Source organism: Photobacterium japonica, from assembly GCF_050337005.1.
Taxonomy (GTDB): domain Bacteria; phylum Pseudomonadota; class Gammaproteobacteria; order Enterobacterales; family Vibrionaceae; genus Photobacterium; species Photobacterium japonica.
In genome coordinates this window covers 64,910-86,868 of the sequence record NZ_JAKJSN010000024.1, presented here as the reverse complement: position 1 = coordinate 86,868, position 21,959 = coordinate 64,910, and the positions used below count along the sequence as shown (strand labels likewise).

Below are 21,959 nucleotides of genomic sequence, written 5' to 3'. Positions count from 1 at the left end.
CCGGCGTTTCTGGCTGTAACAATGYAACACCCCGTGGAGGGGTTCCCGAGTGGCCAAAGGGATCAGACTGTAAATCTGACGGCTCTGCCTTCGAAGGTTCGAATCCTTCTCCCTCCACCATCATTTTAAAGAAATGCYCCGGCGTTTCTGGCTGTAACAATGCAACACCCCGTGGAGGGGTTCCCGAGTGGCCAAAGGGATCAGACTGTAAATCTGACGGCTCTGCCTTCGAAGGTTCGAATCCTTCTCCCTCCACCATCATTCTAAAGAAGTGCTTTGGCATTTCTGGCTATAAACGCCCTGTGGAGGGGTTCCCGAGTGGCCAAAGGGATCAGACTGTAAATCTGACGGCTCTGCCTTCGAAGGTTCGAATCCTTCTCCCTCCACCATCATTCAAGCCAGTTGCGCAAGCGACTGGCTTTTTTTGTGCCTGCTATTTTGCCCACCGTTATTTCACGCCTGATTTTTTAACCGCCAAAGCTTTCCCTATCATGCACCTTGTCTTTGTGTGCCTTATCTCGATTGCCCACTGCCACGCATCCAGAACAAGTCATCAGAATGAAGAACATGCTACTTACTCATCTTCTTCCCTAAGCCCCCACTGTCGTACATCTCCCCCCTTAATACCGCCTTTATTTCGCTTACCCTTTACTCCACCGAACGATGCCAACACTTACATCACAGCATCACGGCCCCCCCTCATAATCCTCATATTTGGGGCACCATAACGCTATTATCACACTGATATAAATTAATAAGTCACTGACAATCGAATTATATAACACCTTAATGCATTGATTTTAATGTGCTTTATTTTCACCTGCATATAGATTCATCATGCTTTTTATAATCCGACTATAACTTCATTCCTTTTAGGAATAAGCACTAAGATAACGACGTCGTTGCCACGCTATACACACCATACTTTGTACACGTGTTTATGTGTGAACAACGAAAAGCATGATTGATAGCCCTTAAGGCATGCTGCTTTACTGCATCTTTTCTGTGCATTTTGAGAGGACGGATTCTCTTTTTTTTTCTCAACATCACACGGTCAATACCATGAGTCACGACAACACCACTTGCCACCACCCTGCGCTTATCAAAGTAAAACGCAGCCTATTTCAGCGTTTCTTCTACCGAGCCATTTACTACTGTAATGCCTGCGAAACCTACATTCGAATGAAATAAACCATGAGCCAAGATAAAAAAAGAGTCCGTGCTATTATCCGTCAAAAACACGATGAGCACTTACAGGCGGTCAGGAAAAAAATGCTGTCATCTATGCGTGAGACACAACCGGCCAGAAGCATGGTCATGGTATCCACGAATGCATCACGTTTGCGCGGATAACGATACAGCCAATGATCCAATCCCAACTATCCCAAGCAAAGCCCAAAAGCACGGATGCTCACTGAAAAAGCTGCTAGTTACTCGCATTCCTTGCCTACGCATTATCGCTTTTACTGTCCGCCTTCTACACTAAGATCAATACTCTGTGTTTCGGACAAGGATATGTCGACTCCCACTGCACTGCCGCTATCGGCTCACATACTCATCGTTGATGATCAACCCAGCGCCGCAATGATGCTCAAAAGCGTCCTGCACACACTCGGCGTTAAAACGGTCGACATCGCCCATGATCACCGCCAAGCGATCAGTCAATGCCGCAAACACGCCTATCACCTTTTGTTTGTCGATTACCATTTAGATGGCCCGATCACCGGCCCGGAACTGCTCCACTTACTGAAAAAGCGTCAGCACATCACAACACATTGTGGCATTATCATGCTTTCTGGCGATCGCAGCACAGAAGTGATCCTCACCGGTTTAACCATGGCGCCAGATGGCTTTCTCACCAAGCCCATTACCACGCAACGGGTACAAAAAGCCCTGACAACCACCTTGCACAATGTCATGCAACGCCAACCTATTCACGATGCCATTGCTGGCGGAGATATCACCTCAGCTATCACGCTATGCCAGCAGACCTTGTCGCGCACCGGCTATCAACCTAAATTAGCCGAACACCTGTGGGCGTTATTGCGTCAAACCGGGCAATGGGAGGCGCTCTTCGCCTCGCTCACACAATGGAAAACACACCCTCCAAGTGCACAGTGGCAACGCTTCACCGCATATTGTCACCACCAACGCGGCGATCACCAACAGGCGATTGCATGCATAGAAGCACAGATTACCCGCACGCCGTTACAGCTTGAGTTATATGATGATTTGGCTGATTACCTCACGCAAAGCGGGCAATATCACCGAGCGTTACAGATAGCAAAAGAAGCGCAGGCCTTTACCCCCAGCATCCAGCACCGCGTGTTAACCGTCGCCACGCTTGCCGCTTATACCGATAATGTGGCACTGCTGATCAAAACTGGACGCACACTCGCCAACCATTTATCCATCATTGATGTGGGCTGGATTGTCAGCTTAGCCAAATACTTTGCCATTTTTGAGCGCACGTACTTTGCACATTCGTCGGTGGCGTTTCGCCGTGAACTCAAGCAGGCCTTAAAAGGGATTGATCATAAAGCGTCGCTGCGGATCTTACCGGCACAGCGTCCTTACCTGACCTGTTACGGGCATATAATGATGGCGCGCTTGCAGCTGGGTAACCAACAAGCGCTGAAAGCAAAACGCCGTGTGATGGTGGGGTTATCGAGATACTTCAACCAGCTCTCACGCTTACCTTCCGTGGTGCTGGCCGATGTGTTGCCGCTGTTGTTACATTTGGGTGAAACCCAATTGATCGCGGCATGTCGCCGTGTATTGGCCAGCCGTGACCAATTTGATGATCACAGCGTTCAGCGCCTACAGGCGCTGAAGCAAAATACCGTGTTGATCCAAGCCATTTCGCCGTTAGAAAGCCAACTGCATGATGCCCATACCCTGCTGACGCTGGCGCCACATCAAGCCATTGGCCGCTATAAAGCCATATTGCAACATTATCCATTGTGCAGCGAAGCCAATTTGGGTTACTTACAATGCCAATTAGCCCTCGGCCAAGCATGCGATAGCCATGCCCTGCAAGCCATTAGCGCCATGCCATTACCGGATAACCTGGCAGACTGGCGACAACGCCTGCTTGTACAATGGCGTGAAATTGCCGCCGTACACACCATCAATGCACCAACGTGGAACACAAGGCCATCGAACGGTACCCATCAGCAGCCTCCGCGCATGCCCTCATTCAATCACCTCCTGAATCGTAATAAGCGCATCACGGCCTTTTTACCGCCCCCGATACCGTCAATCTCATAGTGCGGCTTCGCCGTCACGCCCGTGGGGAGAGGTGAAATCTAACTCTGGCCCTAACGGCACAATGCCTGTTGGATTAATGGTGGTATGGCTGACGTAGTAATGGCGTTTAATGTGGGGAATATCGACCGTTTGGGCAATGCCCGGTTGTTGGTAGAGCGCTTTGAGGTAATCTTGTAAGTGCGGATAATCGGCGATACGCTGTTTATTACATTTGAAATGACCAACATACACCGCATCAAATCGCACGAGTGTGGTAAACAGACGCCAATCCGCTTCGGTGATCTGATCGCCTGCTAAGTAGCGGTGTGTCGCGAGGTGCGCGTCCACCGTATCGAGTGCCGCAAACAGTGCATCAAAAGCCAGATCGTAAGCTTCTTGCGTCGTGGCAAAGCCACAACGGTACACGCCGTTATTGATCGCCGGATAGATCAGCGCATTCCACTGTTCGACCTCCTCTTGCAAACTCGCCGGGTAATAATCCGCTGTATTGCCTGTCAGCCCATTAAATGCGGTATTAAACATGCGGATGATCTCGGCAGATTCGTTACTCACAATGGTGTGTGTTTGCGTATCCCACAGCACAGGCACCGTCACGCGGCCGGTGTAATCCGGTTTGGCTTTCGTGTATAGCTGATGCAAAAAATCGAAGCCATAATGCGGCTCTGGCTGATCAAACGCCCAACCCTGCTCACGCATATCCGGGCTCACGACTGTAACACCGATGTGTGGAGCCAGTCCTTTTAGCTGGCGTAAAATCAATGCCCTGTGTGCCCACGGACACGCCAGTGACACATACAGATGGTAGCGCCCCGATTGCGCCGGAAAGCCCTGCTGGCCCTCTGGCCCCGCTTCACCTTCTGGTGTTAACCAATGGCGAAAACCCGCATCTTCACGGACAAATTTCCCGTCATTATTTTTGGTGTCGTACCACACGTCATGCCACACACCCTGCACTAATTTACCCATTTTGCCGTCCTCGCGCTGTCAGTGACTGAATCACGTTTTTGTCTACATCATCATTAATGACAAGCAGTATAGGCAGGAAGACGGTGAATGTCGGCGGGGTAAATTAAACCAACTTAATCAAAATAATCGAACAAGTGATGACCCCGCCAGCTCGCCGTTAAGAGCGGATGCTATGCAACGTATGCGCTGTCTATCCCCCCATCAGCGGATAAACTTGTTGTAAACGAACAATAAGATAAACGCCCCTAACGTAGCAGTAATGAGGCTACCGATGTTCACCCCCGTGGCCGCCCCAAGACCAATGAAGGAGCCAACCCAACCGCCAACAAACGCACCACCGATGCCCAGCGCCATGGTGGCAATCCAACCCCCGCCATCATCGCCTGGCATCAACCACTTCGCCAGCGCACCGGCCAGCAACCCCAAAATGATCCACGAAAGAATCCCCATTGTTTTCTCCTCTGTCATGACGGTTCATACATTACCGTTGAGCATAGACGAGATCTTTTCCCCTCGACGTTTCACTTCACGCTCACAATGTGTGTTAGTATTTTTTCCATTCCTGTCACCTCATGGATACGTGAGGGATCATTCCGGACTCCGGCCTTGCTGCCGACGCTATATTGGAATTAAATAATGAAAGTCATTTCCTTCAACATCAATGGATTACGCGCTCGCCTTCACCAACTTCAAGCGATCATCGACAAGCACCAGCCTGACATCATCGGTCTACAAGAGATCAAAGTGCACGATGAGGCCTTTCCGCTCGCAGACGTTGAAGCCATGGGTTACAAGGTGTATTTCCACGGCCAAAAAGCCCACTACGGCGTGGCCATGCTGTGCAAACAGACTCCCATTGAGGTGCGTAAAGGGTTTCCGACCGATGACGAAGACGCACAACGCCGCATGATCATGGCGACCTTTGCCCAAGAGAACGGCAAAAACGTCACGGTACTCAATGGCTACTTCCCACAAGGGGATAACGTCAGCCACGAAACCAAATTCCCCGCGAAAGAAAAATTCTATGCCGATTTGATGACGTATCTGAATACCCACCATACGCCAGACGATGAACTGATCATTATGGGTGACATCAACATCAGCCCAACGGATTTAGATATCGGTATTGGCCCCGCCAACGCCAAGCGCTGGCTGAAAACCGGCAAATGTTCATTCCAACCGATTGAGCGCGAATGGCTCGCGACGTTGCTGGGCTGGGGTTTTGGGGATACGTTCCGCCAACTTCACCCAACGGTAGATGACCAATATTCATGGTTTGATTACCGTTCAAAAGGCTTTGATGACAACCGTGGCCTACGCATTGATGTGGTCTTGGCGACCCCATCATTGGCCGCGCGCTGTATTGACGCGGGGATCGACTACGCATTACGTGGCATCGAAAAACCGTCCGATCACGCGCCGATCTGGTCAACCTTCGAATAACCAATAACAGAACGCAATAACCTGACAGGGTCGCAGAGTCGGCTCGGTAATCATCAATGAAGGAGAGATCATGAAACTGTTCGTGTTTGACCACTGCCCCTTTTGTATCAAGGCAATGATGGTTGCCGGCTACAAACAGATGGATGTGGAATGGGTATACCTGCAAAACCATGACGTGGCAGCACGCATTGAGAAAGTGGGCGATAACCTTGTGCCTATTTTGCAAAAAGACGATGGCAGTTACATGGCCGAAAGCCTCGATATTGCCGCTTACCTTGATGCCTTTGACGGGCAACCGCAACTGACACCGGCCGAGCAAGACACCCGTATTGCCGCATGGACAGATGCAGCACGCCCATTCAGCGGGAACCTGCAATTCCCACGCTGGATGATGATTGATTTACCCGAGTTTGGCTCGCAAGCCGCGAAAGACTGGTTCATCAACAACAAGACGGCCATGATTGAACAGCCGTTTGATCAGGCTTTTGCCCGTACGGATGAATACGTAGTGGGGTTGAATGCGTCTTACGCCATGTTAGATTGGCTGGTGTTGCCGTCTGAGCGCCATAATCGCCTCAGCTATGACGATGTCAATCTGTTCCCTGTTTTGCGTAATCACACGGTGATCAACGGCGTTCAGTTCCCGCCTCGAGTGCGCCAGTATATCGATGAGGTGGCAGCCCTCACACGCATCCCGCTGTACGACGATGTCGCCGTGTAATGCACTGACACCGCTGCGATGTCAACGTCACGGCAATGCTGCCGTGGCGTTTTTACGTCATTGATTTATCTTCCTAATTGCTTCTTTTATACATCCATAGCGCAATAACGCCATAGCATAGCCCCATCGCTCCAGCTAATAACCGTACACATCATAGCTAAAGTACGGTTCAGCTAACATTTGATAGATCCCTTTCGCACGGATCGCCGTGATCGCCGCATTCAATCGCTGCTGTAACGGCCCGTCTTGCGGCCGCAGTGCAATACCAAAACCGTCCCCGATCCAAGCCGGATCACGCAACACCGGCCCGACAAAGGCGTACGCCCCTCCGCCCGGAGTATTGAGCACCGCACTGTCTAAAACGGCCGCATCCGCCAATACTGCCGCCACGCGGCCCGTAAACAAATCGGCATGCAGCCCTTCAATGGTGTCAGAACGCACAATACGCGCCACATCACCAAACTGTGCCGTCAGGTAATGATCTTGGCTGGTGTCGCGGATCACACCAAGTTTCACCCCGGTTAATCCCGCAGATGTAAAGGTTAATACCGTATCGCGGTGCGCCACATAACGGCTGGGTATTTGGGCGTATTTATCGGTAAACGTCACCTGTTTCCGCCGCACATCCGTCATCGACATCGCGGCAATCACGGCATCGTAACGGTGAGCGAGCAAATCAGGGATTAAAGCCGGCCACTCTCGGGCGACAATCCGGCAACGCACCTTCATTTCACGGCAAAGGGCGCGAGCAATATCGACATCAAACCCCATGATGCGACCATTCGGCTCCGTCCAACTAAAAGGGGGATAACTGCCTTCTACCGCAAATGTCACGGTCTGGCGGGGTTCTTCTTGTGCCGACACTACCCAGAATATCCCCCCAAGCAGTAAGAAGACGGTCATGATCCACGCTGTCGCCCGTTTTACGCTCTTGTTCATTCTTATCACCTGCTACCCGCGATCGCATTGAAAAGCACATTGAAAGACACAAAAAGCGTAACACAAAATATAACGCTCATTTAAATTCACATAATCAGCATAAATAATCACGCAGTATTTCTAGGTCATTGAATTCAAGCCTATACATTCAGTCGCTTATTTAGATAGAATACTTTTAGCATCGAGATAACCGGATAAGCCATGATTAGCGTACTGTTTAAAAAATTCACTGTCGGCCTTCACAGCATCGTCATCCTTGTCTCCGCTTTCTTTTCTATTGCTAGCTATGCAGCGTATGATGCGGCAAAAAATCCGGTCACGCTCACCATCGTGCCGGAGCATCGTGACCATATCATCGCGAACTTTAATCCGTTCTCGAAACTCAGTATGCCCACGACACACCAATTCATGTTTGAACCCCTGATCATTTTCAACACCCTGCAAAATAACAAGCCAGAGTACCGCTTAGCCGTGCATTACCGCTTGGATAAAGACTTAAAAGGGATCAGTTTTACACTGCGTGAAGGAGTGAAATGGTCAGATGGCACCCCATTTACCGCCGACGACGTGCTCTACTCTTATTCACTCGTGCAGCAACACCCCGAATTGGATGCCCATGCCATTAACCAATGGCTTGAACACATTGAAAAACGCGGCCCCTATGAAGTGTACATGAAGCTCAAAAAGCCCAATGCCTTGGTGGCGTACACCCTCGTGTTGCAGCCCATTGTGCCTAAGCACCAATGGGAAAAAGTGAAAGACATTGCAACTTTTGCCAATGCCACGCCGATTGGCACCGGTCCCTTTACCGAAATTACCGAGCTCAAAGACGACGCCTACCTGCAATGTGCCAACCCGCAATTCTGGCAAGCCGACCAACGCCACATTGATTGTTTGCGTTACCCGAAAGTGTCCAATAACGATGAATTCATTCGTGGCATTGCTAACGGTGAATTTGACTGGAGTGGCGGTTTCATTCCCGACATTGATCGCCGTTACGCCTCGTTTTCACCCCACTTTAAGTATTGGCTGCCGCCCGCCAGTAACATCAGTTTGATGTTCAATTTCAAAACCACCCATCCAGAGATTCAGGCGGTTTTTGAGCAGGTGGATTTTCGCCGTGCCGTCTCCATGTCGATTCAACGTCAACTTTTGATTGATATCGCCGCGTTTGGGCAAGGTGAGCCGTCACAATATGCGTCGGGGGTCAGTCCGCAATTTAAAAACTGGGTCGACCCTATCAGTACCGAGAAATATTTGCCTTTCATGACGTTTAATCCGCTCCTTGCGGCCAACCGTTTGGACAAACTGGGCATTGTGGATCATGACGGTGATGGCTGGCGTGAATTGCCCTCTGGTGAGCCGTTGTCATTATCCTTGCTAACCCCCTACGGCTGGTCAGATTTCAATACAACAGCCTTGCTGGTCAGTGAAATGTTAGGTCGCATCGGGATCCATGTCGAACCCGAAGAAAGCGAGTTCAGTGATTTTGTGCAACGCTTAGCAGACGGCCAATACCAACTTGCACTGACCAACTATCCCGAAGGATCCACACCCTTCAAGTATTTCGATACCGCCTTCAATAGTGACTACCAATCGTCGCAATTTCCGCGCTATGCAATGCACTTTTATCAGGATCCGCAAATCGACCATTTGCTCACGCAGTTTCCATTGGCCACCAATGCCTATCAGCGTTTAGCCATTATTCGTCAACTTAACCGGATCACGGCGAGCCTGCAGATCACCGTTCCGCTGTATAACACGGTGCAATTTTACCAATACAACACCGAACGCTTTGAAGGCTGGTTTAACGAAAATAACCCCATCGCCAGCCCATTAGCCTGGCCACAAGTGCCGGAGCGTCTGCTGCATGTGTTGGCGTTGCGACCGAAAAAACTCGCGGCCTCTGACTCCAATTCCACCACCGATTCAACCTCGCTGTCTTCCGCTCTTCCCGATGCAGAGCCGGTACAAACGCAACAACAGCATCAGTGATATCGGCAGCGATAACCACGACAGCAATCACAACGAAAAAGGGCAGCCATGCGGCTGCCCTTTCTACTTCAATGCATTCAACCCCATTCACGCCACATAAGACATTCAATGGGTACCGCTGTTGTGCGTTAAGCTCACCACCGGTTATTCGGCCTTATCGTCACACACCGATTCACATAACGGCGCCGCACTGCAACACTCGTCACGCAAGAAATCAATAACGCCATCCAGCATCGCATACTGCGGAATACAATACAGCGTGCGCCCCTCTCGCTCTTGTTTCAGCAAGCCGGCAGAGACTAAGCCCGAAATATGGTGTGATAAGGTCGACCCTGGGATCCCCAGCTCTTCTTGCAGCTTGCCGACCGGCAACCCCGCATGACCCGCTTTTACCAAGTGCTTGTAAACGCCCAGTCGTGTCGGGTGTCCCAATTCTTTTAAAGCTTTGGCAACCGCATCCAGATCCATGTTTTTCCTCTCACTGAATCGCTAACGATGAATAGTTCGATAGTAGCAGAAATAATTCATAACCAGCCACTGTTGTCACAACATCACGAAACACATTGACGGCGATCACATTTAGGTTTCTGGTTAACAATTGGGTATACTTCGTGCCACTCAACATCTTCCAACGAGAACAATTATGCAAACATTTATTCCCGGTAAAGACGCCGCGCTTGAAGTGTCTATCGAGCGTTTCCAAACCAAATTGAAAGACTTAGGTTTCAACATTGAAGAAGCCTCTTGGTTGAACCCTGTCCCTAACGTTTGGTCAGTACACATCCGTGACGTTGACGCACCAATGAACTTCACCAACGGTAAAGGCGCAACGAAAAAAGCGGCGTTGGCATCGGCACTGGGGGAATATTTTGAACGTTTGTCGACCAACTACTTCTACGCCGATTACTACTTGGGCGAAGGCGTGGCAAACGGCGATTTCGTGCATTACCCGAATGAAAAATGGTTCCCGATTGATCTGGAAGACAACCTGCCACCTGAAGGCATTTTAGATGAGCGTTTAACCCAGTTTTACGATCCAACTCTGGAGCTACTGGGCACCGATTTGGTCGACCTGCAATCCAGCAACATGGAACGTGGTGTTTGCTGCCTGCCGTTTGAACGCCAGAGCGACAACGAAACGGTGTACATTCCAATGAACATCATTGGCAACCTGTACGTGTCGAACGGCATGTCAGCCGGTAACAACAAGACCGAAGCCCGTACCCAAGGGTTGTCGGAAGTGTTTGAACGTAAAATCAAAAACCGCATTATTGCCGAGCGCATCAGCCTGCCGGAAATTCCAGCTGACGTGATCAACCGCTTCCCTGGCATCAAAGCCTCTATTGACACCCTTGAAGCCGAAGGTTTCCCAATCCTATGCTACGACGCATCATTAGGCGGTAAATACCCCGTGATCTGCGTGGTACTTCTAAACCCAGAAAACAGTACCAGCTTTGCCTCTTTCGGTGCCCACCCACGCTTTGAAGTGGCGTTTGAGCGCACCGTGACCGAGCTTCTACAAGGTCGTGGCCTGAAAGATTTGGACGTGTTCCCTGAGCCGTCATTTGACGATGAAGAAGTGAGCGATCACCACAACCTAGAAACACATTTCATCGATTCATCAGGCTTGGTGTCATGGGACATGTTCAAGCACGAAGCTGACTACGACTTCGTTGACTGGAACTTCAGCGGCACGTCAGAAGAAGAATTCAACCACCTGATGGGACAACTGCACGCGGAGGGTACGGATGCGTACATCGCTGATTACGATCACTTGGGCGTTGATTGCTGCCGTATCATCGTACCGGGCTGGTCTGAAATCTACCCGGTTGAAGAGCTGATTGAAGCTAACAACAACGTGGCGATGGAACTGCGTGAAACCCTGCTGGCACTGCCAAGTGTTGAGTGGGATGCCGAGCAATACGCTGAAATGTTCCACATTTTGGAAGAAGAAGGCTTTGACGACTTTAACCGTCTGTACGAAATCATTGGTTTAGTCCCACAAGCAGGCGATGCGTGGCAAACCTTACGCATTGGCGAGCTAAAAGCCCTCTTGGCATTGGCCGGTGGCGATCTGGAATTGGCGCTTGAACATGCGAGCTGGTGTGTGGATTACAACGTGTCTACCTACTCGGCAGAGCGTGCGCGCTTCTTCCGCTGCTTGGTCACTAGCCTGAAATTGGCATTGGATGAAGACCGCGATCCGGCACAGTATAAAGCCGTATTCGAACGCATGTTTGGCGCGGATACCGTGGCAGCGGCATGGGGTTCCATTGAAGGCACCGTGCGTTTCTACGGCCTGACCGCCGGTGACTTGGGCATGACACAATTCCCTGCTCACCAGAAGCTGATGGCGTCTTACCACAAGCTACAAACCGCAAAACGCGCCCACGCTGCGCAGTAATATGATCAATATTTCCGTGTCAGCGTCTCGCTGGCACGGTATTTGATGTATTTTGTTTACACTAAATTGCACAGAAAAAACTCAAAAATAGTTTAATTGTGTGATGAATTTTTCAACAAACAGTCATTCATAAAATCACCAACATCGGGCCCAACCAGCCTCTCCCTTGCACACCCAAAAAGACCATCCAAAACATAAGGTTAAATCAAAGAAACCATGCTAAATACATGCCTTGATTGATATTTTTCTTTATTAAAATCACTTCACACCTGATCACAATTGTTCTTTACACTCAATTTTTTTTTGTTATCTTCTTAGAATATTTTAGTGACAGTGATCGAGATCAATTCCATTCTTGTAGACAAACGGTAAACTGCTGTGAAATTTGGTGAAAATTAATTACATGCCCGTAGCGCAGCACCTGAAATGAGCACTTTCAGGCTATGAGTCCGTAATAACACCAAAACAATAAGAATTATTTTTTAACGTAGAACGAGGCACTTATGTCATCACAAGAAAGAAGTTATCAGGAGCAGCATCGCCCTGCATCTGACTTCGCTAGTCGTTCAGACTATCTTGATCATGAGCTAAAAATCATGAAGCCACGTCGCTGGAAGCTAAACCTTCCTGGCCGTGATTTCCGATTTGAACTAGAAGATCTTGTCCCTGCACTAGCAGGTACTATTGGTATTATCGCAATGTACTCTGCGGTAATGATGTCGTGGGCCGAAGGCCTGACTGCAGCTTGGGATCACGTTAATCTTGGAAAAGAGTTCGCGATCGAAGTTGCACGTGTAGAAATGCTAATTCCAGCGTTGCTGTTCTGTGTTATTGCGTCAGGTTTATTTAACCCTCGCGCTAACCTAGCGGGCAACCACGGGCCAATGATCCCACTTATCGGCACGATTGCTCTTGCCGGTGCGCACCCTCTTGCATTGGCTCTATTGATCGGCGTATTTGGCCTTATTTTAAGCCTCCTGAAAGGTGGCTCAAAACTGGTTAACCTGACCTCAGAAGGCACCGCCGGTGGCTTGCTGATCTTCTTGGGTCTAACGGGTACCATGAGCCAAATCACCTCAATCCAAGAGTGGGCTGTTGGCCTTCAATCTGCGACTGTTGAAGCGGGTAGCATGGGTTATGTTGGCTTGATCGTACTGACTGTGACGATTGCGCTTTACGCATTCCTTGCAAAAGTGAACAAGCGTTGGTTGGCTATCCCTGTTTGTGCAGCGACTGGCCTTATCATTGCGCTCGTTCTTGGCGCAGGCTTTGATATCAAGTTTGTGACCGAAACGGGTCTTCCAAACCTAAACCCAGTTTACTGGTGGGGCAGCACAGAAGAAGGTTGGATGCTTGGCTTGCCAAACACCGAGCACTTCATTGCGTCACTGCCTTTCGCCATCCTAGCTGTGGCAATGTGGTCTCCTGACTTCTTGGGTCACCGTATTTTCCAAGAGCTAAACTATCCAAAAGGTGCGGATAACGTACTGATGGATGTTGATGACACAATGACGGTATGTTCTGTGCGTCAAATGGTCGGTACAGCAGTAGGTGGTGGTAACATCACATCATCTTGGGGTACATACATGATCCCAGCGGCGATCGCTAAGCGCCCTATCCCAGCAGGTTCTATCTTGCTAGGTCTATTGGTGATGATCATCGCTATCCTTGGTTTCCCAATGGATGTGGCGGTATGGCCACCAGTAATGCGTATCGCACTACTTGTTGGTGTATCACTTCCACTATTGGAAGCGGGTATGCAGATGGTTAAAGATGCGAAAGGCTCACAGGCTGCTGGTATCTGTATCTTCGGCTCTGCGGTTGTGAACCCAGTGCTAGCATGGGCACTGACCATGCTATTAGACAACAACGGTTTGATCGGCGATAAAGAGCGCGCAGCGCGTCTGTCTTTCGTGGATAAAATTGTGATTCCTGTAGGTGTACTTGTGATCTGTGTGATTGCAATGCTTGCAGTCGGTATGTTCGAAGGCCAATACGGCATTCCAGCACTACTATAATTTGGCAAGGGCAGTGCTTAGCGCTGCCCTTTCTCTAAAATAAGTCGTACTAAAACGAATAATCTGCTGTTCTAGTTGCTGACAGGACATTTGGTTATCCGTATTATTGTTACTTGAAGTGTACTGTCGCCCTCGGGCGGGCTGGCTCAACAGTCAACGCAGTACGTATTTTTTCTACTAAAAAGGTAGGTATGTCATGGCAGAGCAATTTGCTAAAGCTTGGGAAGGTTTCGCTGCTGGCGAATGGCAGAACGAAGTAAACGTTCGCGACTTCATTCAGAAAAACTACACTCCTTATGAAGGTGACGAATCTTTCCTAGTCTCTGAAGCGACTCCAGCAACAGCTGCGCTTTGGGACAAGGTGATGGAAGGTATCAAGCTGGAAAACAGCACCCACGCACCCGTGGATTTCGATACTTCTGTTATCTCTACCATTACTGCTCACGATGCAGGCTACATCAACAAAGATCTAGAAAAGATCGTAGGTCTTCAAACTGAAGCGCCTCTAAAACGTGCACTTATCCCTAACGGTGGTGTACGCATGATCGAAGGTTCTTGCAAAGCGTACGATCGCGAGCTAGACCCAATGGTTTCTAAGATTTACTCAGAATACCGTAAGACACACAACCAAGGTGTTTTTGATATCTACACGCCTGATATCATGAACTGCCGTAAGTCTGGTGTTCTGACTGGTCTTCCTGATGCATACGGCCGTGGTCGTATCATCGGTGACTACCGCCGTGTTGCACTGTACGGTGTAGATTTCCTGATGAAGGACAAAGCTAAGCAATTCCATTCGCTACAAGCGAAACTGGAATCTGGCGAAGATCTACAGATGACCATGCAATTGCGTGAAGAAATTCAAGAGCAATACCGTGCTCTAGGCCAAATCAAAGTGATGGCTAAGAAATACGGCGCAGACATTTCTGGTCCTGCAACAACTGCACAAGAAGCAATCCAGTGGACTTACTTCGGCTACCTAGCCGCTGTTAAGTCTCAGAACGGTGCTGCAATGTCTCTAGGCCGTACTTCTACGTTCCTAGACGTGTACATCGAGCGTGATATTGCGGCTGGCAAGATCACTGAAGTTGAAGCACAGGAAATGATCGACCACTTCGTAATGAAGCTGCGTATGGTTCGCTTCCTACGTACTCCTGAGTACGATGAGCTGTTCTCTGGTGACCCAATCTGGGCAACAGAATCAATGGGTGGTATGGGTTGTGACGGTCGTACACTAGTAAGCCGTACTAACTTCCGCTTCTTGAACACGCTTTACACAATGGGTCCTTCTCCAGAGCCAAACATCACTGTACTTTGGTCTGAGCAGCTTCCTACTGGCTTCAAGCGCTTCTGTGCAAAAGTATCTATCGATACTTCATCTATCCAGTACGAAAACGATGACCTAATGCGTCCAGATTTCGACAACGATGACTACGCTATCGCTTGTTGTGTATCTCCACAGGTTATCGGTAAGCACATGCAGTTCTTCGGTGCGCGTGCAAACCTTGCTAAAACACTACTGTATGTAATCAACGGCGGTGTGGATGAGAAGCTAAAACTTCAAGTAGGTCCTAAGCAAGCGCCAATGGCTGACGAAGTACTAGACTTCGACAAAGTATGGGCTGGCCTAGACAGCTTCATGGATTGGTTGGCAACACAGTACGTCACCGCACTGAACGCTATCCACTACTCGCACGACAAGTACAGCTACGAAGCTTCTTTGATGGCGCTAATGGATCGTGACGTTTACCGTACAATGGCGTGTGGTATCGCAGGTCTATCTGTAGCGGCTGACTCACTGTCTGCTATCAAGCACGCAACGGTTAAGCCTATCCGTGACGAAGACGGTATCGCTATCGACTTCGAAATCGACGGTGACTATCCTAAGTTCGGTAACAACGACGCACGCGTTGATGACATCGCTTGTGAACTTGTTTCTTCATTCATGGAGAAAATCCGTAAGCTTAAGACTTACCGTAACGCGGTTCCTACTCAGTCTGTTCTTACTATCACATCTAACGTTGTGTACGGTAAGAAGACAGGTAACACGCCTGACGGTCGTCGTGCTGGCGCACCATTTGCACCGGGTGCAAACCCAATGCACGGTCGTGATGAGAAAGGCGCAGTAGCGTCTCTAACATCTGTAGGTAAACTACCGTTTGCTGATGCAAAAGATGGTATTTCTTACACGTTCTCTATCGTGCCTAACGCACTAGGTAAAGAGCAAGACAACCAGCGTACTAACCTTGCAGGCCTAATGGATGGTTACTTCCACCACGAAGCTGGCATCGAAGGCGGTCAACACCTGAACGTTAACGTTCTAAACCGTGAAACGCTAGAAGACGCTGTTAAGCACCCAGAGAACTACCCACAGCTAACGATCCGTGTATCGGGTTACGCTGTGCGTTTCAACTCTCTAACTGCTGAGCAGCAGAAAGACGTTATCGCACGTACTTTCACAGAATCTCTATAATTTAGAATTCTGACCCTTGGGCGGCAACATGTCGCCCAAATACAAAAAACCGGCTAATAGCCGGTTTTTTTATTGCTGAAAACCAAGCAGTTAACGCAATAGAAAAGAAACACCTTTTGATTCAAATCGCGCCCACCATCAAACTCTCAAAAATATCCACGCTGACACCTAAGCGATATATTGCAATCTCCATACTACTTATCTACTATCCTTCACAATTCATTAAAGCCATACCCGAATACTCAAAGGAATTGAGTGTCATCATGGCCGCAGCAGCACTTGCTCTCTCTGACAAGGACGACTCATTATTCGATAGCAGTAGGAACCCTACCGTTCATGTTGTATGCGCCACTGACCTGCCACTATGCACACTCACCGCCGCGACACACTGCGCTGAGTCGCTTTACCGATCTTGCTGCCCAAGGAGGTATCACGGCGTGATTCGCATCCTACTTGCTTTACTCTTTCTGATCAGCAGCAGCACCAGTTGGGCGGAATCCCCCGAGAAGACCGTCATCAAAATAGGCTTCCCTTCTTTTGATTGGGCGCCTTTTTCTTACGTCTCAGACAAAGGCCATGTTTCAGGCTTGCTGCCTGCTATCATGAATGAAATCGCCAATAGTGGTGGTTTTACGACTGAAACATATGTATACCCGACTTTTATTGATGTGCTTCGGGCATTTGAAACAAATGAAATTGATTTGCTCATTGGGGTCTCATCTACCTATGAACGCCGTAAAAGCATGACGTTCAGCCAGCCATTACTGAGTATCCCGATGGCTGCTATCACCCATGCCCCCCCGATTTCCAGTATTCACCAACTAAACCAAAAGCTGATTGCGATTGAACACGGCTTTGCCATTGGCGAGCAGTTGCAGCAACTGGCGGCCAAAAACAGTCAAATCGTGGCTTTTCCCACCAGTGAACAAGCCCTCACTGCTGTACAACACGGTAGTGCTGATGCTTATGTGGGCAATGCGATATCCCTGGATGAAATGCGCAATCACTACGATAACAATGCGTTAATGCACTTAAATATCCTCACGGATGTCCCGTATGAGCGACTCTATATCGCCACCCATAAACAGCAAAGTGCGCTGATCACCCAAGTCAATCAAGCATTAAGCAAGATTAACCCGCAAGATATGTCGGGTATCTATAACACGTGGCTATCAACCAGACAGCAATCATTGCTGTCACACCAAAGCTACCTTAACCTCACCGATGCTGAGAACACCTGGCTAGATCAACGTAACACCCTTAAGATCGCCTATCATCCCAATGATTATCCGTATCAATTCACGGACGAGAATGGTCAGATGGCCGGTATGAGTGCCGATATACTCCACTTATTAGCCCAGCAGCTCGACGTTAATCTGGTGCCTATCAGTAACAACAACTTCACTGACATCATGCAGCAACTCAATAGTGGTCGCATTGATGCCGTTGCTGCTGTCACCTGCACCTCTGAACGCCTTACGCAACTCAACTGCACTCAGCCTTACAGTGAAGAAAAATGGGTGATGCTCAGCGCGGTTACACAGAAGAAGAACTATGTCGATAACCACTCACACATCGGGGCGGTACACGGCAGGTTCGGCGAGGTATTACTCAAACAGTTGTACCCTTCTAACCCTGTGACACTGTTTAACAGCAATGAAGCGCTACTTCGAGCAACCCTCGATAACACCGTCGACATGGCGGTCATTTCCCTATCGAGCGCCTCGCAATTGCTACAAGGTGATTACCTCGGAAAACTGCGCGTACAAGTGTCAGAACTCGACCGTCAGGGCCGTCCGGTTGGGATTGCTATCGCCCACCATAACCCCCTACTTCGCGATATTTTAAACAAAGCTATCGCAGCGACATCCCCCAGTAAACTGGCCGATATCAAGAACAAGTGGCACACCGTGACACTTAACAGCGGGGTCGCGCTGAGCAAATTGATCTTCTGGGGCTTTGCGGGGTTTGGCCTGATCACCTTGCTGTCTCTGACCTTCATCTATTGGACACAAAAGCTCAACAATGAAATACGTCAACGTAAAGATGCAGAGCAAAAGCTCACCTACCTGACCAATAATTTTGACGGGATTTTGCTGCAACATCATCAACGAAGCCGCAACCCGAGTGACATTGAACTGTTATTTGTCAGTGAACACATTGTCGACTTAATCAATATTTCTGCCGACGAGATACGCACCCATCCCCAGCGCATCATCGCACTGCTTCAGCAGCGCAATGACAATAATTGGCTGTTTAGTGAAATGGACCATGCCCTCACACAAGGTCACTGGCAAACCGAACTGCAGTTGCAATCGGTCAATGATAGCGATCGTTGGGTTGAAATTCGCAGTCAAGTGATCCCTGTCGAACAAGGCTGGCAATGGACCAGTATCTTGATTGATATTAGTGAAAGAAAACGTCAGCAATTTGAACTGGAGCATGCGCGGGAGCAAGCCGAAAGTGCGACTGAGGCCAAGTCACGCTTTTTAGCCATGATGAGCCACGAGATCCGCACACCGATCAGTGGCATCCTTAGCTTGCTGGAATTAATGGCGCCTTACACCCAAGGCCGTACTGAGCTTGCTGGCATCCATGAAAACCTTGACCAGTCAGCGCATAACTTGCTGAATATCGTCAATGATGTGTTGGACTTCTCGAAAATCGAGGCCGGTAAACTGAGCTTATCACCGGCGCCTTGTGCCTTGCCGGACACGTTGCATACTTTGATCCAGCCGCATGTCATTCACGCCAAACAAAAAGGCCTCGCCTTTAAGTTGTGGCAAGATCCGCAGTTAGCCAGCCAGTTGATGGTCGATGAACTGCGTCTCAAACAAGTGCTCAACAATTTACTCAACAACGCCACCAAGTTTACCGAGCACGGCACCATTTCCTTATTGATCGATGTCATCGCGCACACCGAAACCCACCAGCAGCTGCGCTTTACGATCAGCGACACCGGTATTGGGATCAGCGAACAAGACATCGCCAAGCTCTTCCAACCGTTCCAACAAGCTGATATCAGTACCGATCGACGCTTTAGCGGCACCGGGCTGGGCTTGTCTATTTGCCGTCAAATCGTGCATTTGATGGGGGGCGAGATCAGTGTGACAAGCCGTCCGGACAATGGCGCAATGTTCAGTTTCAGCTTGTCTGCCGAGTACGTACAACCGCGTACCAGACAATCGCTCGGTTTGTGTTGTGGTGTGGTCGACAGCCTATTGCATGACGATATTGCGCTGCCGCATTACTTAGCCGATTGGCACTGCCAAACCACTTATCTGCAGCCCGCCAATGTGAGAGAGCTACTCGAAGACGCTCGCCTGCTTGGGTTAGATACCGTACTGGTCACCGCCCGCTGGTGCCAACAAGTGCGCTTCACGGCTGAAGATGCTATCGCCCTTGCGCCAACCACCGTGATCACGCTGTCACCTAAATCAATGCTGACGCCTGAAACGATAGATACCGGCTGGCAGCTCTCTTGCTCACCATTGCAACCACAGCACCTGCTGCAAACCTTACAGTCAAAAGCGGTGTTCAATGCGAATACCTTGCCGGACAATGATATTCAGATCCCGGTCCCCATCGCGCGTGAACACGCTATTCGTCAGAAGCAGCTGATTTTGGTCGCCGAAGATCACGTGGTGAACCAGCAAATCATTCGTCAGCAACTGCAACGTCTTGGCTATTACGCCGATATCGTCGACAACGGCTTGCTCGCGCTCGATGCCCTGTCGCAACAAGACTATGCGTTGTTGCTAACCGACTGCCACATGCCAAATTTAGATGGCTACGGGCTGATCAAGGCCGTCCGCCAGCAAGGCTATGACCTGCCTGTAATTGCGCTAACCGCCAATACGGCAATCAGTGCTGACGAGCATATTACGCGGTATGGCTTTGACGCTTATTTATCGAAACCGGTGCCCTTACCTACCCTGACCAACATACTCGAACAGTGGCTACCGACCGCCGTACCGACGGTGACAAGCACGGTCACAAGCACAGCGTCTGGCTCCCCGTATAACAACGACACGGCAGCCCCCGACACCTGCGGGCAAGGCACAAGCAACGCCCCCGCTTGTGGACCGATCGATGTGTCGTTACTGATCGCCATTTTTGGGGATCCCGCTATTTGCCAAGATTTCATGGTGCAGTACCTCGCGACCTGTGAAAGTGATTTTCTTGCCCTTTCTCAGGCCATGACCACGAATGATGTCATTGACGTACAACACATTGGACACCGAATGAAAGGCGCCGCCCTAATGATGGAGTGCCCTGACATGGCCACGCTGTGTGAACGCATTGAAAATGAAGCCCTGGACGGACACATTCATCCTGCGCATTTACCCCCTATCCAAGCACTGATCCATGCTCTGCATGATCAAGTAGGACAACCGTCATGAAAATATTGCTGATCGAAGATCACCCCTTCCAGCAGCACGTGCTGACCAATCAAATTAAACAAGCCAGTAATGGACAGTGTCAGGTCATTTGTGCAGCCAGTGGTAAGGAAGCCCTCACATTAATGGCCTCTCATTCGCTTGATTTATTGATCTGCGATCTCAACATGCCGGAAATGGATGGCATTGCCTTCCTCAGTCATCTTGCCCAGCAGCACTATCAAGGCGGGATTATTATTTCCAGTGCGGCCACGCCCGCGGTATTGCACTCGGTCGGTAAAATGTGTGCCAATTACCAATTGGATTTACTGGGTACACTCAGTAAACCGACCACGTTGGACAATTTGCGTCTATTACTGACCAAAGCCGAGCAACTTCAGCATTTGCGCCACGCGACGCCACGTCAGGTTCACCCCACACATCAGCTGAGTGAGGACGACATTTTACAAGCGCTGTCAGAAGGCTGGTTGATCCCGCATTACCAACCGATCGTGGATATTCAATCGGGCCAGTGGGACAGTTGTGAAGCCTTGATTCGCATGCAGCACCCGACCCTCGGCTTGCTCACGCCGATGCACTTTTTGCCCCTGCTGACGGCGATGGGGAAAGATGCCGAACTGGCGATGCTGACATTGCGCTACACCTTGTCACACCTCACTGCACTGCAAGGCCGACGCGTGGCCATCAATATCACGCCGCAAACCCTGATCGCCAAAGGCTTTGTCGATAATGTGATTGCCTTGTTGCAGCAGCACCCCAATATGAATCAGATCATTTCGTTTGAAATCACGGAATCGGATGCGCTGGAAAATGCAGACCAAGGGCTTGAAGCGGCCTCGCGGTTGGGGATCTATGGTTTTAGGCTATCCATCGATGATTTCGGTACGGGTTATTCTTCCCTGAAACAACTCGACCTGTTACCGTTTGAATCGCTAAAAATCGATATGAGCTTCATTCAGGCACTGCCCGATAACCGCACCGCTCAAGCCATTGTCGAAGCTAGCTTGCTGCTCGCCAATCGTCTGTCCCTCGACACCATCGCCGAAGGCATTGAAGAAGACCAGCAATGGCAACTGCTTCAACAAATGCAGTGCCAAAAAGCGCAAGGCTTCTTCATTGGCAAGCCCATGCCGATCCAACATTTGGTCAACTGGCACCTAACCTGGCAAGCCCAGCAGGCCGTCACCGTCAGCCCGCTTTCGCTGTAATCGCAGGAATGCACAAATAGGCACGCGTGGGCAGGTATCCCCATACTTAAAGTACGTTTATGACTACTTTAGCCTCGCCATTTGTAATAAAATGACAAGCAAAACACGCCCAACGTGGAGAA

The 21,959-nt window shown here is 49.7% G+C and carries 13 protein-coding genes and 3 tRNA genes; 12 read left to right on the top strand and 4 right to left on the bottom strand.

What is annotated here, in order from left to right; genetic code table 11:
- The first annotated feature begins 35 nt into the window (after positions 1 to 35).
- From L4C36_RS10990 to L4C36_RS10975, 4 genes are all read left to right on the top strand, one after another.
- Positions 36 to 120: transfer RNA gene (locus tag L4C36_RS10990), tRNA-Tyr, on the top strand.
- Positions 121 to 173: 53 nt separating this feature from the next.
- A tRNA-Tyr gene (locus tag L4C36_RS10985) sits at positions 174 to 258 on the top strand.
- A gap of 46 nt (positions 259 to 304) precedes the next feature.
- Positions 305 to 389, top strand: a tRNA-Tyr gene (locus tag L4C36_RS10980).
- A 1,126-nt stretch (positions 390 to 1,515) separates the two neighbouring features.
- Positions 1,516 to 3,270 (top strand): response regulator, encoded by a 1,755-nt coding sequence (locus tag L4C36_RS10975; protein ID WP_428477842.1) that lies wholly within the window; start codon positions 1,516 to 1,518, stop codon positions 3,268 to 3,270.
- Here the strand turns inward: L4C36_RS10975 and L4C36_RS10970 are convergent.
- Together L4C36_RS10970 and L4C36_RS10965 are read right to left on the bottom strand one after the other, a co-directional pair.
- A complete protein-coding gene (locus L4C36_RS10970) occupies positions 3,265 to 4,236 on the bottom strand; it encodes a glutathione S-transferase family protein (protein ID WP_428477841.1) in 972 nt (323 codons plus the stop codon). The genes L4C36_RS10975 and L4C36_RS10970 overlap by 6 nt on opposite strands.
- 201 nt (positions 4,237 to 4,437) lie before the next feature.
- On the bottom strand, positions 4,438 to 4,686 hold the full coding sequence (locus L4C36_RS10965; protein ID WP_428477840.1) for a GlsB/YeaQ/YmgE family stress response membrane protein: 249 nt from the start codon (positions 4,684 to 4,686) through the stop codon (positions 4,438 to 4,440).
- 186 nt (positions 4,687 to 4,872) lie between these two features.
- Here L4C36_RS10965 and xthA point away from each other — a divergent pair, with 186 nt between their 5' ends.
- The gene (gene xthA, locus L4C36_RS10960) at positions 4,873 to 5,679 is read left to right on the top strand and encodes an exodeoxyribonuclease III (RefSeq protein ID WP_428477839.1); all 807 of its coding nucleotides are present in this window, start codon (positions 4,873 to 4,875) and stop codon (positions 5,677 to 5,679) included.
- A 70-nt stretch (positions 5,680 to 5,749) separates the two neighbouring features.
- A complete protein-coding gene (gene grxB, locus L4C36_RS10955) occupies positions 5,750 to 6,400 on the top strand; it encodes a glutaredoxin 2 (RefSeq protein WP_428477838.1) in 651 nt (216 codons plus the stop codon).
- Positions 6,401 to 6,535: 135 nt separating this feature from the next.
- Here grxB and L4C36_RS10950 read toward each other — a convergent pair whose 3' ends face one another.
- Positions 6,536 to 7,339 carry a transporter substrate-binding domain-containing protein gene (locus L4C36_RS10950; protein WP_428477837.1) on the bottom strand — a complete coding sequence of 268 codons (804 nt, stop codon included), beginning with the start codon at positions 7,337 to 7,339 and terminating at the stop codon, positions 6,536 to 6,538.
- Positions 7,340 to 7,540: 201 nt separating this feature from the next.
- Between L4C36_RS10950 and L4C36_RS10945 the strand changes: the two genes are divergently transcribed.
- Positions 7,541 to 9,334 (top strand): ABC transporter substrate-binding protein, encoded by a 1,794-nt coding sequence (locus L4C36_RS10945; RefSeq protein WP_428477836.1) that lies wholly within the window; start codon positions 7,541 to 7,543, stop codon positions 9,332 to 9,334.
- 144 nt (positions 9,335 to 9,478) lie between these two features.
- Here the strand turns inward: L4C36_RS10945 and L4C36_RS10940 are convergent, their stop codons facing one another.
- On the bottom strand, positions 9,479 to 9,802 hold the full coding sequence (locus L4C36_RS10940) for an ArsR/SmtB family transcription factor (protein ID WP_428477835.1): 324 nt from the start codon (positions 9,800 to 9,802) through the stop codon (positions 9,479 to 9,481).
- Positions 9,803 to 9,977: 175 nt separating this feature from the next.
- On the opposite strand from L4C36_RS10940, the gene ycaO reads away from it, so the two are divergent.
- The 5 genes from ycaO (at position 9,978) to L4C36_RS10915 (ending at position 21,837) form a co-directional block, all read left to right on the top strand.
- Positions 9,978 to 11,738 (top strand): 30S ribosomal protein S12 methylthiotransferase accessory factor YcaO, encoded by a 1,761-nt coding sequence (ycaO, locus tag L4C36_RS10935; RefSeq protein ID WP_428477834.1) that lies wholly within the window; start codon positions 9,978 to 9,980, stop codon positions 11,736 to 11,738.
- Between the two features lie 503 nt (positions 11,739 to 12,241).
- A complete protein-coding gene (locus L4C36_RS10930) occupies positions 12,242 to 13,756 on the top strand; it encodes a DUF3360 family protein (RefSeq protein ID WP_428477833.1) in 1,515 nt (504 codons plus the stop codon).
- Positions 13,757 to 13,952: 196 nt separating this feature from the next.
- Positions 13,953 to 16,229 carry a formate C-acetyltransferase gene (gene pflB, locus L4C36_RS10925; protein WP_428477832.1) on the top strand — a complete coding sequence of 759 codons (2,277 nt, stop codon included), beginning with the start codon at positions 13,953 to 13,955 and terminating at the stop codon, positions 16,227 to 16,229.
- A gap of 437 nt (positions 16,230 to 16,666) precedes the next feature.
- A complete protein-coding gene (locus tag L4C36_RS10920; protein WP_428477831.1) occupies positions 16,667 to 20,632 on the top strand; it encodes a transporter substrate-binding domain-containing protein in 3,966 nt (1,321 codons plus the stop codon).
- Complete coding sequence (locus tag L4C36_RS10915; RefSeq protein ID WP_428477830.1) at positions 20,629 to 21,837, top strand: EAL domain-containing response regulator; 1,209 nt, start codon at positions 20,629 to 20,631, stop codon at positions 21,835 to 21,837. The genes L4C36_RS10920 and L4C36_RS10915 overlap by 4 nt, the downstream gene beginning before the upstream one ends.
- Positions 21,838 to 21,959 lie beyond the last annotated feature (122 nt).

Bases quoted from the DNA above. Each gene is read 5' to 3' on its own strand.
- L4C36_RS10975 (WP_428477842.1), top strand. From the start codon at position 1,516: ATGTCGACTCCCACTGCACTGCCGCTATCGGCTCACATACTCATCGTT.
- L4C36_RS10970 (WP_428477841.1), bottom strand. From the start codon at position 4,236: ATGGGTAAATTAGTGCAGGGTGTGTGGCATGACGTGTGGTACGACACC.
- L4C36_RS10965 (WP_428477840.1), bottom strand. From the start codon at position 4,686: ATGGGGATTCTTTCGTGGATCATTTTGGGGTTGCTGGCCGGTGCGCTG.
- xthA (WP_428477839.1), top strand. From the start codon at position 4,873: ATGAAAGTCATTTCCTTCAACATCAATGGATTACGCGCTCGCCTTCAC.
- grxB (WP_428477838.1), top strand. From the start codon at position 5,750: ATGAAACTGTTCGTGTTTGACCACTGCCCCTTTTGTATCAAGGCAATG.
- L4C36_RS10950 (WP_428477837.1), bottom strand. From the start codon at position 7,339: ATGAACAAGAGCGTAAAACGGGCGACAGCGTGGATCATGACCGTCTTC.
- L4C36_RS10945 (WP_428477836.1), top strand. From the start codon at position 7,541: ATGATTAGCGTACTGTTTAAAAAATTCACTGTCGGCCTTCACAGCATC.
- L4C36_RS10940 (WP_428477835.1), bottom strand. From the start codon at position 9,802: ATGGATCTGGATGCGGTTGCCAAAGCTTTAAAAGAATTGGGACACCCG.
- ycaO (WP_428477834.1), top strand. From the start codon at position 9,978: ATGCAAACATTTATTCCCGGTAAAGACGCCGCGCTTGAAGTGTCTATC.
- L4C36_RS10930 (WP_428477833.1), top strand. From the start codon at position 12,242: ATGTCATCACAAGAAAGAAGTTATCAGGAGCAGCATCGCCCTGCATCT.
- pflB (WP_428477832.1), top strand. From the start codon at position 13,953: ATGGCAGAGCAATTTGCTAAAGCTTGGGAAGGTTTCGCTGCTGGCGAA.
- L4C36_RS10915 (WP_428477830.1), top strand. From the start codon at position 20,629: ATGAAAATATTGCTGATCGAAGATCACCCCTTCCAGCAGCACGTGCTG.